General features: G+C 45.3%; 12 protein-coding genes and 1 pseudogene. 6 read left to right on the top strand and 7 right to left on the bottom strand.

Annotated elements, in window-relative coordinates:
* Positions 1 to 239: 239 nt before the first annotated feature.
* From purT to dapC, 3 genes are read left to right on the top strand one after another with little or no spacing between them, the layout of a single operon-like run.
* Positions 240 to 1,454, top strand: a complete 1,215-nt coding sequence (gene purT, locus AC3IT7_RS05165) for a formate-dependent phosphoribosylglycinamide formyltransferase (RefSeq protein ID WP_475654759.1) — start codon at positions 240 to 242, stop codon at positions 1,452 to 1,454.
* 26 nt (positions 1,455 to 1,480) lie between these two features.
* On the top strand, positions 1,481 to 4,147 hold the full coding sequence (gene glnD / locus AC3IT7_RS05160; protein WP_489249626.1) for a [protein-PII] uridylyltransferase: 2,667 nt from the start codon (positions 1,481 to 1,483) through the stop codon (positions 4,145 to 4,147).
* Between the two features lie 22 nt (positions 4,148 to 4,169).
* Positions 4,170 to 5,339: a succinyldiaminopimelate transaminase gene (gene dapC, locus AC3IT7_RS05155; RefSeq protein WP_489249625.1), complete on the top strand. Its 1,170-nt coding sequence runs from the start codon at positions 4,170 to 4,172 to the stop codon at positions 5,337 to 5,339.
* Positions 5,340 to 5,442: 103 nt separating this feature from the next.
* Here dapC and AC3IT7_RS05150 read toward each other — a convergent pair whose 3' ends face one another.
* Positions 5,443 to 5,919, bottom strand: coding sequence for a glutathione peroxidase (locus AC3IT7_RS05150; protein ID WP_489249624.1), 477 nt, complete (start codon positions 5,917 to 5,919; stop codon positions 5,443 to 5,445).
* Complete coding sequence (gene msrB, locus AC3IT7_RS05145) at positions 5,916 to 6,335, bottom strand: peptide-methionine (R)-S-oxide reductase MsrB (protein WP_475654755.1); 420 nt, start codon at positions 6,333 to 6,335, stop codon at positions 5,916 to 5,918. Before msrB ends, AC3IT7_RS05150 begins: the two co-directional genes overlap by 4 nt.
* A 227-nt stretch (positions 6,336 to 6,562) precedes the next feature.
* Here msrB and AC3IT7_RS05140 point away from each other — a divergent pair, with 227 nt between their 5' ends.
* Together AC3IT7_RS05140 and AC3IT7_RS05135 are read left to right on the top strand one after the other, a co-directional pair.
* Entirely contained in the window at positions 6,563 to 7,993 is a 1,431-nt protein-coding gene (locus AC3IT7_RS05140; protein ID WP_489249623.1) for a pyridoxal phosphate-dependent aminotransferase, read from the top strand.
* Positions 7,994 to 8,203: 210 nt separating this feature from the next.
* Positions 8,204 to 9,382, top strand: a complete 1,179-nt coding sequence (locus tag AC3IT7_RS05135; RefSeq protein ID WP_489249622.1) for a YbfB/YjiJ family MFS transporter — start codon at positions 8,204 to 8,206, stop codon at positions 9,380 to 9,382.
* A gap of 132 nt (positions 9,383 to 9,514) precedes the next feature.
* Here the strand turns inward: AC3IT7_RS05135 and AC3IT7_RS05130 are convergent, their stop codons facing one another.
* From AC3IT7_RS05130 to AC3IT7_RS05120, 3 genes and pseudogenes are all read right to left on the bottom strand, one after another.
* A complete protein-coding gene (locus AC3IT7_RS05130; RefSeq protein ID WP_489249621.1) occupies positions 9,515 to 10,072 on the bottom strand; it encodes a M23 family metallopeptidase in 558 nt (185 codons plus the stop codon).
* A gap of 144 nt (positions 10,073 to 10,216) precedes the next feature.
* On the bottom strand, positions 10,217 to 10,342 hold the full coding sequence (locus AC3IT7_RS05125; protein WP_489249620.1) for a hypothetical protein: 126 nt from the start codon (positions 10,340 to 10,342) through the stop codon (positions 10,217 to 10,219).
* A gap of 363 nt (positions 10,343 to 10,705) precedes the next feature.
* Positions 10,706 to 10,889: pseudogene (locus tag AC3IT7_RS05120) on the bottom strand (NADP-dependent isocitrate dehydrogenase); the annotation flags it as partial.
* 194 nt (positions 10,890 to 11,083) lie between these two features.
* Here AC3IT7_RS05120 and AC3IT7_RS05115 point away from each other — a divergent pair.
* The gene (locus AC3IT7_RS05115) at positions 11,084 to 11,872 is read left to right on the top strand and encodes an rRNA large subunit pseudouridine synthase E (RefSeq protein WP_489249619.1); all 789 of its coding nucleotides are present in this window, start codon (positions 11,084 to 11,086) and stop codon (positions 11,870 to 11,872) included.
* On the opposite strand, the gene AC3IT7_RS05110 is transcribed toward AC3IT7_RS05115, so the two are convergent.
* Positions 11,869 to 13,254, bottom strand: coding sequence for a heavy metal sensor histidine kinase (locus tag AC3IT7_RS05110; protein WP_489249618.1), 1,386 nt, complete (start codon positions 13,252 to 13,254; stop codon positions 11,869 to 11,871). The two genes, AC3IT7_RS05115 and AC3IT7_RS05110, sit on opposite strands and share 4 nt — an antisense overlap.
* The gene (locus AC3IT7_RS05105; protein WP_489249617.1) at positions 13,251 to 13,922 is read right to left on the bottom strand and encodes a heavy metal response regulator transcription factor; all 672 of its coding nucleotides are present in this window, start codon (positions 13,920 to 13,922) and stop codon (positions 13,251 to 13,253) included. The genes AC3IT7_RS05110 and AC3IT7_RS05105 overlap by 4 nt, the downstream gene beginning before the upstream one ends.
* Positions 13,923 to 13,957: the final 35 nt, after the last annotated feature.

The following is a 13,957-nucleotide window of genomic DNA, read 5'->3' as shown; positions in this document are numbered from 1 at the left end:
TCCGAAGCATCATAAGCTGACCGATCTTGTTTCTCTCATTTTTACAGACAGCAAGACGACAATAAAATTATTGCTGGCAAGACCAGTTCAGTCACTCACCAGTATTTCAATTTTAAGCAGCGATTATATTAAAAAACTTTATAAATAAAATTGTTGGACAATATCATAATTTTGTATGAATCTTGGCTTAACTCCCCCTCCAGTTCTGCTATGCTAAATATCCATAAAATCAAGCATGGATGACACACATGAGCGTGACTATTGGTACTCCCCTTCAATCTTCTGCCTATAAAGTTCTATTATTGGGTTCTGGTGAGCTGGGCAAGGAAGTGGTGATTTCATTACAACGTCTTGGAGTCGAAGTTCATGCCGCTGATCGTTATGAGCATGCACCCGCCATGCAAGTCGCCCATCATTCATATACCTTAAACATGGCCGATGCCGAAGCATTAAAAAAACTCATTTTAGATATCCAGCCACATTTAATCATTCCTGAAATTGAAGCGATTGCCACACAGGTTCTGGTTGAAGTTGAAGAACAGAACATTGCCACCGTCATTCCCTCAGCCAAAGCGGTTAATCTGACCATGAACCGTGAAGGCATTCGCCGTCTGGCCGCAGAAGAACTGGGGCTGCCTACCTCAGCGTACCGATTTGCCGACAGTTTAGAGTCCTTCCGTGCTGCCTGTGATGATGTCGGCTATCCAAACTTTGTCAAACCGGTAATGTCCTCCTCTGGCAAAGGCCAGTCTCGGGTAAAAAGCTTTGCAGAAGTGGATGCAGCCTGGGAATATGCGCAAACCGGTGGCCGGGTCAATCAGGGTACAGTGATTGTCGAATCACAAATTGACTTTGATTTTGAAATTACCTTACTGACGGTTCGTGCAAAAAATCCGGCCACCGGCGAAATTGAAACTTCTTATTGCGATCCGATCGGACATCGTCAGGATTCAGGTGACTATGTAGAAAGCTGGCAACCTCAGCCGATGACTGCGGCCGCTCTGGAAGAATCCAAGCGTATTGCCCACAAGGTCACCACGGCACTCGGCGGTTGCGGAATTTTTGGTGTAGAACTGTTTATCAAAGGCGACCAGGTGTGGTTTAGTGAGGTTTCGCCGCGTCCACATGATACTGGACTGGTCACGCTGGCTTCTCAATTTCAAAGTGAATTCGAGCTGCATGCACGTGCCATTTTGGGCTTGCCAGTCAATACTGCACGACATAGTGTAGCTGCCAGTGCGGTGATTTATGCCGGGATAGATGATCGCAATCTTTCATTTTCTGGCCTGAATCTCGCTTTAGCAGATGGCAATACCGATTTGCGCCTGTTTGGCAAACCTGAAGGTTTCCAACGTCGTCGTATGGGCGTTGCCACTGCACGTGCAGAAAGTATTGAACAGGCACGTGAACTGGCCCTGCAGGTCGCAAACCAAGTTAGCGTCAACCAAAACTAAGCTGAAATACCAACGGACGACTGTACATGATCAACACCCATCCACTGCTGAATTATGCTAAGAGCAACCATGACATCAAAGCCATCAATCAATGGCGCAGTGATGTCGAATGTCAGTTTCAGGAAAGTTTTGAAAATGGCCAGTCGATCCGGGATATTATTCTGGCGCGCTCCAACCTGATCGATGAAGCATTGCAATTTCTGTGGCAGCATGCCGGACTGGATCAAACCGATCTGGCCCTGTTTGCAGTCGGGGGTTATGGCCGCCGCGAAATGCTGCCCTATTCTGATGTTGACATCATGATCTTGTCGGAAGATGAAATTAGCCAGGAACAGGAACAGCTGATTTCTACATTCATTTCATCGCTTTGGGATGTGGGCAATTTCAAACCGGGTATCAGTGTCCGTACCATCAATGAATGTGTCAGTCAGGCCAGCAGTGATCTCACTGTTGCGACTACGCTGATTGAAGCACGTCTGATCATTGGCAATGAAAACCTGTGCAAATGGCCACGTCGTATCGTATCCCGCACCTGGACTGACAAAACCTTTTTTGATGCCAAAATGGATGAGCAACAGAAGCGTTATGCCCAGCACAACAATACCGAAAGCAATCTGGAACCGGATATTAAAAATGCACCGGGCGGTATCCGTGACATCAACCAGATCGGCTGGATTGCGAAACGGCATTTCCGTGTCAACCGGATTTATGATCTGGTGCATCTGGGCTTTATTTCGGAATTTGAATTGGGTGTGCTCGAAGAAGCCGAGAGTTTTCTCTGGGAAATCCGTCACCATCTGCACCGCCTGACCAAGCGTGATGAAAACCGTTTACTGTTCGATTATCAGCGTGATATTGCTGCCAAGTTCGGCTATGTGCGTGATGAGGCCCATCATCAAAACTATCCGATCGAACAGTTCATGAAGCGCTATTACCGTAGCGCCCAGCAAGTGTCTACATTGAACGAAATGCTGCTGGCCTATTTCAATGAGTCAGTGATCACACCACGTTTGCCACAATATGAACGCCAGATCGAAGAAATTAATGAAAATTTCAAACTGGTCGATGGCAAGCTGGCTGTGCAGCATCATAAGATTTTCTCGGAAAATCCAAGCGCGATTCTGGAAATTTTCTATTTGCTGGCCAATCGCCCGGAAATTCAGGGGATTCGTGCGCGTACCTTGCGGCTGCTGACTCTGGCAGGAAAACGCATTGATCAGGATTTTCGTAACAATCCGGTGCATCAGGCGCTGTTTATGGCGATTATCCGCTCACCACATCGTCTTTACGATACGCTAGTGGCGATGAAACGTTATGGCGTACTGGGCAATTATATTCCGGCCTTTGGACAGATTCTGGGTCTGATGCAATATGACCTGTTCCATATCTATACGGTCGATGCACATACCTTATTGTTACTGCGTAACCTGAACCGCTTTAAAGAACCTGAATTTGCCAAGGAATTTCCGGTAGTCAGTTCGGTATTCCAGCGTCTGACCCGTCGGGACATTGTGTATCTGGCGGCACTTTTCCATGATATTGCCAAAGGTCGTGGCGGTGATCACAGTGAACTCGGCGCCAGTGATGCGATTAAATTCTGTCGTAGCCACGGCTTTACCGAACGTGAAAGCAATCTGGTGGCCTGGCTGATCCAGAATCATCTGGTGATGTCGGTCACTGCACAGAAAAAAGATATTTCCGATCCGGATGTGGTCAAGGAATTCGCCGAAAAAATGGGCGACATGGAACATCTGGACTACCTGTATACCCTGACAGTTGCCGATATCAATGCCACCAATCCCAAGCTGTGGAATACCTGGCGCGCATCGCTGATGCGTCAACTGTATACACAGGCGCGTGATGTAATCCGTTCTGGTCTGGGCCGCCCGGTCGATTATCAAATGCTGATCGAAGATACCAAGTTTTCAGCCAGCGAACTGCTGGTTCAGGATTTCTCTCTGGATGAAGTAGAGAAAGTCTGGCAAGAACTTGGGGATGACTATTTCCTCAAAGAAACAGCAGATGAAATTGCCTGGCACACCCGCGCCATTTTACAGCACGGCGACAATCCTGCCCCGCTGGTCCTGATGCGCGCGCATCGTAGCTATGCCCAGGATGCAGTACAGATCTTTATCTATACTCAAGACAAGCCCAACCTGTTTGCGACTACGGTGGCCATTCTGGATCGCATGAATCTGGATGTTCAGGATGCGCGTATTATTACCGCGACCAAAGCATTCAGTCTGGATACCTATGTGGTGCTGGATCGATTCGGGACGCTACTCACCGATCCTGAACGCGAATCTACCGTGATTGAAGCCCTGAAAGATGCCTTGAGCCATTCAGACGAATATCCGGGGCTGATGCAGCGCCGGATTCCGCGTCAACTCCGTCATTTTGATATTGAAAATACGGTCGATATCACCATGAATGCGGCCTTGAATCAAAATATGGTTGAAATTGCGACCCTAGATCATCCCGGTTTACTTGCCAAAATCGGTGGTTTATTTATGATGCAAGGCCTGGATATCCACTCTGCCAAAATTGCCACCCTTGGCGAACGTGCCGAAGATATATTCTTTGTCACCAAAAAAAATGGCATACCAATGACCCGAACTGAGTCTCAAGAATTTGCAGCCGCACTCAAAGCTGCGCTGGATGAGGCTTCACATCAGGTCAGCGGTCAACACTAACACTCTGCTCGGTAACATATTCATGAACTCTAGCTTGTCTTTATTGCACCCTTATCCGTTTGAAAAGTTAAACCAGCTTTTCGCGGATATCCAGCCTGCAAATATGCCGTTAATTCCCCTGTCAATTGGCGAACCAAAGCATCCTGCGCCAGAGTTTGTGAAACAGGCGATTATTGACAACTTCAAGCATTTATCGACTTATCCCAACAGTAAGGGCCTGCCGGAGCTACGTGAAAGTATTGCGAACTGGTTAAGCCGCCGCTTCAAGCTGAATAGCATCAGTGCAGACAGCAATATCCTGCCTGTTTCCGGTACGCGTGAAGCGATTTTCTCGTTTGTACAGGCTCTGGTAAATCGTGAAGAGGCACCTTATGTGGTGATGCCAAATCCGTTTTACCAGATTTATGAAGGTGCAACGCTGCTTGCAGGTGCCAAACCTTATTTCATCAATTGTACTGAAGAAAATAATTACCTGGGTGACTTTGATGCCGTTCCGGCAGAGGTCTGGGAAAAAACCGCATTATTATTTGTCTGCACTCCGGGCAATCCAACTGGTGCGGTACTGTCTAAAGAACAGTTTAAAAAACTGATTGCCCTGTCGGATCAATACAACTTTGTGATTGCTTCAGATGAATGCTATTCAGAATTATGGTTTGATCAGGCACCCGTGGGTTTACTGGAAGTCTGTGCTGAAATCGGCCGTGATGATTATAAAAACTGTGTGGTATTCCACTCGCTGTCTAAACGTTCAAATCTGCCGGGCATGCGTTCAGGTTTTGTTGCCGGTGACGCGACTTTGCTCAAACCCTATTTGCAGTACCGGACTTACCACGGCGCAGCCATGCCGGTACAGCACCAACTGGCTTCTATTGCTGCCTGGAACGATGAAGCCCATGTGGAAGAAAACCGGGTGCAATACCGTGCCAAGTTCGATTTGTTCCAGCAAGAACTCGGTCACTTGTTAGCATTGAAAAAACCGGATGCCGGTTTCTACTACTGGCTTAAAGTGGACAATGATGAAGCCTTTGCCAAACGCCTGATGCAAGAAGCACATATCAAGGTTCTTCCAGGTCGCTATCTATCCCGTGATACTGAACACGGCAATCCGGGCGAGAATCATGTTCGTCTGGCGCTGGTGGCCGATCTGGCACAATGTGAAGAGGTTATTCGACGCCTGAAAGCCATCCTCTAAATTTTGATCAAAATTAAAAAAACCCACTGGTTTAAAGTGGGTTTTTTAATTGAAATCAGATGAGCTCTATTTTTATCTCATACTGAGAAAATGATGCTAATGATTACAATACTTTGGCAATTTCATCTTCAAGATCTTCAGGCTTGGTGGTAGGTGCAAAACGATTGAGTACCTTACCATCACGACCAATCAGGAATTTGGTAAAGTTCCACTTGATGCCATTACCTAGAATCCCTTTGGAATTATTGGTCAAGTAACGGAAGATGGCATGTGCCTCAGGACCTTTGACATCCACTTTGGAAAACATCGGGAAAGATACCCCGTAATTTTTCTGGCAAAACTCACCAATCTGCTCATTCGAGCCCGGATCCTGACCGCCAAACTGGTTGCATGGAAATCCTAGAATCTCCAGACCCTGTTCTTTGTATTTTTCGTATAATTTTTCTAATCCTGAAAATTGTGGGGTAAAACCACATTTACTTGCTGTATTGACGATCAAAAGCACCTTGCCTTCATAATCGGCAAGCGGCTTGTTTTTACCATCTAGCAATTCAGCTTCAAACTGATAAATGTTGGTCATGGATAGGTTTCCTCATCATTTTTTTCTTGTGTTTCTAATTCTAGAGAAGCCGAGTTTACACAATAACGTAAACCTGTAGGCTGTGGACCATCAGGGAACACATGCCCTAAATGTGCATCACAGTGGTGACAAACAATTTCTGTTCTGACCATACCATGAGATGTGTCTACATGCTCTTCAATCGCAGCGCTATTGATCGCCTTGTAGAAGCTTGGCCAACCACAACCACTGTCAAATTTGGTTTCCGAGGTGAACAAAGGCTCACCACAACAGCGGCATACATAAGTACCATCTTGCTTGGTATTCCAGTATTTACCGGTAAATGCGGGTTCAGTCCCTTTTTGACGTGTAATACGGAACTCTTCAGGTGATAACTCTCTTTGCCATTCTCGCTCTGTTTTATTGAGTTTTCCCATGATTACGCACCTTTCAATCTTGCCATTTAAAATAGGATAATCCTATATCTACGTGATTCTTCTTAAAATTTCTAGTGTTTATTTAACATTTTACAAAAGACCTATAATGCCTAAAAAAGCAAAAGGTAAGCAAAAATAAAAACATAGTAAGCATTTTCTTCATTCAGTGCTTTTTTGTGAGCAAATTTAATGTTAGGCTTAGTGATATTCTTGCACAGGCTTAAAAAATGTCGCAAAAAAAGAGCGTTATTTTTAAAAATCTGCTTCCTGTCATTAGGCAGTATCAACAGGCAGGATTTACGCATGAAAAAATTGTTGCCTTACTCAGAGATGAATATCATCTCGATCTAGTCACAACTGAGACATTTAAAAGTTATTTATATCGTTATGCAAAAGTGACCTCCACTCCTTCCGAGAACATCAAAATGCCGAACACTTTCCAATCCCCACGCGAAATCAAGAAATCGTCCAAGCTCGAGCATGTATGCTACGACATTCGCGGGCCTGTGTTACGAGCGGCCATCGAGATGGAAGAAGCTGGTCATAAAATTATTAAACTCAATATTGGCAATCCCGCTCCCTTCGGTTTTGAAGCCCCACAAGAAATTATCAATGATGTGGCTTTAAACCTGCCGAACGCAATTGGCTATACCGATTCTAAAGGGATTTTTCCGGCGCGTAAGGCCATCTGTCAGTATTACCAGCAAAAAGGCATTCTGGATATGCACGTCAATGACGTCTATATCGGTAATGGTGTGTCTGAACTGATTGTCATGGCCATGCAAGGCCTGCTGGATGATGGCGATGAAATGCTGATTCCGATGCCGGACTATCCGCTTTGGACTGCGGCAGTGAATCTGTCGGGTGGTACTGCGATCCATTATAAATGTGATGAGGAAAATCACTGGTATCCGGACATTGCCGACATGGAAAGCAAAATCACGCCAAATACCCGTGGTATTGTGATTATCAATCCCAACAACCCGACCGGTTCGGTTTATCCGCGTCATGTCTTGCAACAGATTGTTGACTTAGCCAAGAAATATGACCTGATTTTATTTGCTGACGAAATCTATGACAAGATTATCTATGATGGGATCGAGCATGTTGCTGTAGCGGCCTTTGCAGGTGATCAGCTTTGTGTATCATTTAATGGTTTATCAAAGGCTTACCGTATTGCTGGATTCCGTTCCGGCTGGATGGCCATTACCGGCGACAAAGCACGTGCAGCAGATTATATCGAAGGTCTGGACATGCTGGCCTCTATGCGCCTGTGTGCCAATCATCAGGCACAATATGCAATTCAGACAGCACTTGGCGGCTATCAGTCTATCAATGACCTGATTCGTCCGGGTGGCCGTTTATATGAACAGCGCAACATTGCCTGGGAAATGCTGAACGAGATTCCAGGTGTGTCTTGTGTCAAGCCTGAAGGTGCCATGTACTGCTTCCCGAAACTGGATCCGAATGTCTATCCGGTTCAGGACGATGAAAAGCTGATGCTGGACTTGTTACGTGCCGAGAAAGTGCTTCTGGTACAAGGTACCGGCTTCAACTGGCCGACACCAGATCACTTCCGGGTGGTGTTCCTGCCAGCCGAAAATGAACTGCGTGAAGCCATTACCCGGGTTGGCCGCTTCCTGGCCAAGATGCGTTAATTGTTAAAATAGATAAAATAAAGAACCGCGTTTTGACGCGGTTTTTTCTTACTCTGAAAATTCAGCGGTTGGACTGATGATATTTTAAAAAGCATACAGGCTTTCTTGAGCAAATTTCTGCACGCTATGGTTTCTTATCAGGCAATTTTTCCTCAATCATGAGAATTCATGTTATTTTTTGACCAAATATAAAATTCCATGAGTACACGGATGTCCTCAAACACAATTAAACTCAGTCTGTTTCTCTGCCTTAGCATGTGCCTGGGTATTGGCATTTTTCGTTTCTCTTATACTGCGCTGTTACCGGGTACCCGCGAAGCCTTTGGCTGGAGTACAGAGTTTGCCAGTCTTTTAGGCAGTGCCAATTTACTGGGTTATTTAATGGGTGCCTTTACTGCCATGCGCTTGCCCCAAGACCGCAGTATGAGTACCTATATCCAAATCGCGGCAATTGCCGGCATGTTTAGCCTGCTGTGCTGTGCATTCTCAGGTTTCTCGGAAATCTGGTATATCGGCTGGCGGGTGATTTCCGGGATCAGTGGCGGACTGTTGATGATCTTGTCGCCTAGTGTGGTCGCACAGTGCTGTGAGCTGCAAGACCGGCTTAAAATCAATTTCATCGGGTTTAGCGGGATCGGCTTAGGCGTATTAATGGCAACCCTGTTTCTGCCTTATCTGGATCAAATTTCCATACAGACTGCCTGGCTGATCTTATGCGGTTTTGCCCTGCTGATTTGTATCGTTTTAAGTTTACTGATTCAGACATTCACGCCTTATTTGTCTGCACAAGCGCCAACAGAACTTGCGAAAATCTCCCTGAACAGCGTCTTTTACAGTTTACTGACCGTTTATGCCTGTAGCGCCTTTGCCTACATACCGCATTCACTTTTCTGGATTGACTATTTAAGCCATCAACTGCAATTAAGCCTGTTCTGGATTAACTTTAACTGGATTCTTTATGGTCTAGGCAGTGCTTTAGGTGCCTTGAGTGCTTATACATTGGCAAGAAAATTCGGTAATTTTACTGCGCTGAAAATTCTTTATACGCTCTACATCATGGCCATTTTTTTGGCTACCTTAAACAGCAGTCCACTGCTGACTTTTAGTTCTTCCTTTTTGACAGGCATGCTGAATCCGGCAGTGGTATTTCTGACATCTTATACCATTTTGCAGCTTTATGGACTGGCTTATAAAAAGCTCTGGAGCATTGCAACACTGTGTTTCGCCGCTGTTCAGCTGATCGGTGGACTCAGTTTTAGTACCCTACAATATTTTGCCCTGAGCTATCATCAGCAGTTTGTACTGGCCGCATTCATCTTGTTATTAGGTACATTACAATTGTTCTGGTATACACGTTCAGATAGATGCAAACCTGTTGCACAGGCTTAACGAATTGCTGCTGAAAAAGATGCCGCTCATTAACAACTCAGCAGCCAGCATAAAGAAAATAGCAAAGAGAATAACAGCGGGAAATCAGGTACTTTAGAGTGGTACATTTGATTGATCTGAGTGCTTTCAGTTTTATTCTTCTACTTTTAAATAAGGATAAGGATTGGTCGCACCCTGCCCGCTGAGATAAATCCCATAATGCAAATGTGGTGGAGTATTTTTGGCATTTCCAGTATTGCCGACATAGGCAATCACTTCTCCGGCTTCAACCCAATCACCTTCCTGAATATGCTCAGCATAATCATCCAGATGTGCATAATAATGCTGACTCATATTTGGGCCGGTCACCCAGATGATTTTGCCACCCAAATTATTGGTGCCAATCTTGCGTACAATACCTGGGGTAGCACTGAGCACAGGTGTACCACGCTGGGCAAAAATATCTGTTCCTTCGTGTTTACGTCCAGCACTGCGCGCGGCTCCCCAAGTATCATTGATTTGACGGACTGTTACACCTTCAACTGGAATATGAAGTGGTACTTCAAGCTCGGTCCTTTGCAATTGCCAGTAAAGATAGGGACTTTTCCATCCCGCAGCTTCACCTGAAGGCGGTGGCTGGCAGGCAGTCAATACAAAACTTGCGGATAATATCAAAATTAAAATTCGCAGAAATTTCACCAATATTCGCACTAATGCTAGATAGATGGTTTTTATCTTAATCAGAACAGGGCCAGTTAAAGTCGTAATCCTGTATTTTTTTAGTGATATTTTTATCGAATCAATTACATAACAATGCCCTCAATTGAGGGCATTGTTATGTAAAGTAGATCAGGATTATTTACGTCTTTTTGCTCGGGAGGGTTTCGCTGGTTGTTGCTGTTGTTGCTGCTCTTCATTCTGAGCACTGTCCTTCTTCTCCTTCTGTTGGACCTGCTTATGTTTCGCTTTAGCTTTAGCCATTGTGTGCTCCTTCGGAGAAACGTCTCTACACTGGAAGTTCCACTCATCACTCTAACGTTTTTGTAAAATAAGCCAATGGGTGAGCTGTATCCAAATACGTCAATGTAATCAAGCTTTTTCTAAGCCATTCAGTCCAATAAAAGATCAACTTCGGCTCATTACATTTTTTACAAAAAATTTCAGCGTGATACTTATTTTAACTTTTTAGTTTTTTCTAAAAAATATTTTAGCCTGAACTGGCTAAGTAACCTTTGAACGATACCGTCTCTTCTGATCGTACTTCAGGGGTTGCTTCGCATCTGTCAGGGCCTTCAGTTTTGTCAGCTTTTCAAGTCACTAGGCTTTCATCCGCTCAACTGCTCACTTGCCAGCGTACGTTTTTTGTACTTGAGCATCTATCATAGCCGGCAGTGTTGGTGTAATATCAGCACCAATTCCATCCCTTCAATAAACGGGATATTGGATTGTTTGCTACGTTCAGTAACAGGTCTGCATTAATGCTAATTTTGGTACCATCTACAGGTACGATGATCTTTTGATATCCTATTATTAGTATTTTCCCCAATGCCGTTGACAAATCTAAGAATAATTGCCAATTAGGCAATACTTTCAACTGTTCTTAACGCATAATATTCTGATCCAGATTTGTTGTTTTTGAGATTTATACGGGAAATAACTACGTTTCCCTTTAAAATAAGCCTCTACATTTTTAAATTTATGTAATTATAGAAGTTATTTCCTATGAAAATCGTCATTTTAAACAAGCCCTATGACGTCCTCTCCCAATTCCGTCCGGATGAAAAGCACCAAACGATGGCTAATTTCATCGACGACAAAGATTTACGTCTTGCTGGTCGTCTGGACATGGACTCAGAAGGTCTGGTTTTCTTAACAGATCACGGTGGTTTAAACCAGTACATCACTAATCCTGCCAATAAAAAGTTTAAAACCTATCTGGTCCAAGTAGAAGGTGACGTGACTGAAGAAGCACTTGAACAGCTTCGTAAAGGCGTAGAACTGAAAGATGGCATAACACTTCCTGCCAAAGCTGAAAAAGTGTCTGAGCCAGAATGGTTATGGGAGCGTAACCCTCCTGTACGTTTCCGTGCCTCTGTTCCGACCTCCTGGATTGAGATTTCAATTTGTGAAGGCCGTAACCGTCAGGTTCGCCGTATGACTTCTGCTGTCGGCTTCCCTACACTGCGTTTAATCCGCACTAAAATTGGTGATATTGATCTGGTACGGATGGAAATTAAACCGGGTGACACCAAGGAAATCGAACCGTTACTTTATCCGGACTTCCAGAATGTTCCTGCTGAAGAACCTTACCGTTCACGTTCTTATGTGAAAAAACCGGGTGGTACTGGCGGTAAACCAATGGTTCGCAAGAACAAAGATGGTTCGGTAAAAAAATCGGGGACAAAACGTATCTGGCAGATGGACGACAGCGAAAAGCCGAAACGTCGTACCAATGGTACAACTCGTCCAAATAGCAAAGCACCACGTGGTCGCGGACGCGGTCGTGGTTAGAGCATAGTCTGCTCATCAGGTAGTAACAGGCTGAATACCACGCCAGACGGCGTATTTTCTACAGTGGCCTGCCCCTGATGAAGCTGCATGATCGACTGTACAATGGCAAGGCCCAGACCACCGGTCTGGGCTTTTTCATGCCGGCTGTCATCAATCTGATAAAAACGTTCAAATAAATGCGGATGATGCTGGGCGTCAATCCAGACCTGCGGCGTCAACACGTCTATTTTAATACCCTGCAGCAAACGCTGCGCTGACACCACAATATCACTGCCGGCTTGACCATAGCTAATAGCATTGCTGACCAGGTTGGCAACTGCGCGCTGTAACAAGGCCTCATTGGCATCCAGGTTGAGCTCTGAGGTGATTTCTACCTGAATCTGCATCTGCTTTTCTTCTGCCAGAAAACTGAAATATTCCAGTAAGCCTTGCAGCATATTATTCAGATTAAAATTATGCTTTTCAATTGCGTATCCGCCATGCTCTACCCGGGCAATAAACAGCATGCTTTCAATCATCTGGCTCAGACGTTCGTATTCTTCCAGATTGGAATAGAGCAGATTTTCCAGTTCATCAGCCTGGCGTGGCCGTGATAACAGAATCTGTGTCTGCCCGATTAAATTGTTTAATGGCGTACGCAATTCATGTGAAATATCTTCGGAAAAACGTGCCAGCTGCTGATAGGCGGACTGAATATTACTCAGCATCTCGTTCATGGCCTGACTCAGCTCTTGCACCTCAAGCGTCTTGCTTTGAACATCGATGTGCTGATTGGGCTGTTGAATATTGACCTGTGCAGTGGCCAGCATCAACTGGCGCATTGACTTCAAAATGTAGCGTCCTGCCAGCCAGGCCATCAAGGTCGAGAGCAGAATACCAAGCAGACTATATAGCACCAGTTTGGACAAATAGCTGGCCAGTGTTTTCTGTCCTTCTGCCAGCTGCTTGCCGGCCACCAGTTGATAGCTGCGACCATCAAACTGTACCTGTTTAAAAGCCAGCCGCGTGGAGGGCTGTTCCCTCTGGTTATTCTGAAACTGTAATTCCGAGGAATAACGCAGTGCCGGAATATGAATCTGCAACGGGTTGATTTCAATCAGGTGACTATTTTGATCCTGCAACAGCAGCAAATTATCTTCCTGCCCCAGCATGTTTTCATATAGTTTGGGATGTTCCACCAAAAGCTCGAAACTCTGGGCGTCTTCCAGAAAGACTTCAATCCGGGAAATACGCGCAGCCAGTGCCTGATCCTGCTGGGTCTGAATCATCTGCTGCATATTTTGATAAGACAGCAGCGCCACACTCAAGAACACCACGCAGGACACCAGTGCAAAGGCGATACTTAAACGTGTTGCCAGCGGTAACAACATGGGATTTTTCATGGGCATTCATCAAGCTTATAACCCATACCCCGTACGGTATGAATCAGTTTTGGCGTGTAATGGTCATCAATTTTGCTGCGCAGCCTGCGAATGGCGACATCGACCACATTGGTATCGGTATTAAAATTGATATTCCAGACCATGGACGCAATCTGGCTGCGGGTCATGACCTGCCCCTGATGCTCCATCAACAGTTGCAACAGCGCAAATTCTTTCTGGCTTAAGACGATTTTTTGCCCGTCACGGTGTACCTCATGCTTTAGGCGATTCAAGACCAGACCTGACACCTGATAGGCTTCCTGCTCCAGTCGCGGTACACGACGCAGCAGACTTTTAATCCGGGCCAGCAACTCAATATAGGAAAAAGGCTTGGTCAGATAATCATCGGCGCCAAGCTCCAGGCCTTTCACCCGATCCAGCACATGATCGCGGGCAGTAAGCATCAATACCGGAATCTTGCTAAAAGTTCGCAAGGTTTGTAATACCTGCCAGCCGTCCAGGTCCGGCAACATCACATCAAGCAGCACCAGATCAAAAGACTGTTGCTGCAAACACGATAAAGCCCGCACACCATTTTCTGCGATGGCAGTGCTATAACCTGATTCATTCAGTCCTTTTGCCAGATATTCAGCAATCTTGACTTCATCTTCTACAATTAAAATATGCATCTCAGTAGTTTAGCTGTTTTTGCCCTGAACTAGAT

Source organism: Acinetobacter sp. KH_038 (assembly GCF_057839405.1).
This window is presented reverse-complemented; position numbering and strand designations above follow the sequence as displayed.

Bases quoted from the DNA above. Each gene is read 5' to 3' on its own strand.
- purT (WP_475654759.1), top strand. From the start codon at position 240: ATGACACACATGAGCGTGACTATTGGTACTCCCCTTCAATCTTCTGCC.
- glnD (WP_489249626.1), top strand. From the start codon at position 1,481: ATGATCAACACCCATCCACTGCTGAATTATGCTAAGAGCAACCATGAC.
- dapC (WP_489249625.1), top strand. From the start codon at position 4,170: ATGAACTCTAGCTTGTCTTTATTGCACCCTTATCCGTTTGAAAAGTTA.
- AC3IT7_RS05150 (WP_489249624.1), bottom strand. From the start codon at position 5,919: ATGACCAACATTTATCAGTTTGAAGCTGAATTGCTAGATGGTAAAAAC.
- msrB (WP_475654755.1), bottom strand. From the start codon at position 6,335: ATGGGAAAACTCAATAAAACAGAGCGAGAATGGCAAAGAGAGTTATCA.
- AC3IT7_RS05140 (WP_489249623.1), top strand. From the start codon at position 6,563: ATGTCGCAAAAAAAGAGCGTTATTTTTAAAAATCTGCTTCCTGTCATT.
- AC3IT7_RS05135 (WP_489249622.1), top strand. From the start codon at position 8,204: ATGTCCTCAAACACAATTAAACTCAGTCTGTTTCTCTGCCTTAGCATG.
- AC3IT7_RS05125 (WP_489249620.1), bottom strand. From the start codon at position 10,342: ATGGCTAAAGCTAAAGCGAAACATAAGCAGGTCCAACAGAAGGAGAAG.
- AC3IT7_RS05115 (WP_489249619.1), top strand. From the start codon at position 11,084: ATGAAAATCGTCATTTTAAACAAGCCCTATGACGTCCTCTCCCAATTC.
- AC3IT7_RS05110 (WP_489249618.1), bottom strand. From the start codon at position 13,254: ATGAAAAATCCCATGTTGTTACCGCTGGCAACACGTTTAAGTATCGCC.
- AC3IT7_RS05105 (WP_489249617.1), bottom strand. From the start codon at position 13,922: ATGCATATTTTAATTGTAGAAGATGAAGTCAAGATTGCTGAATATCTG.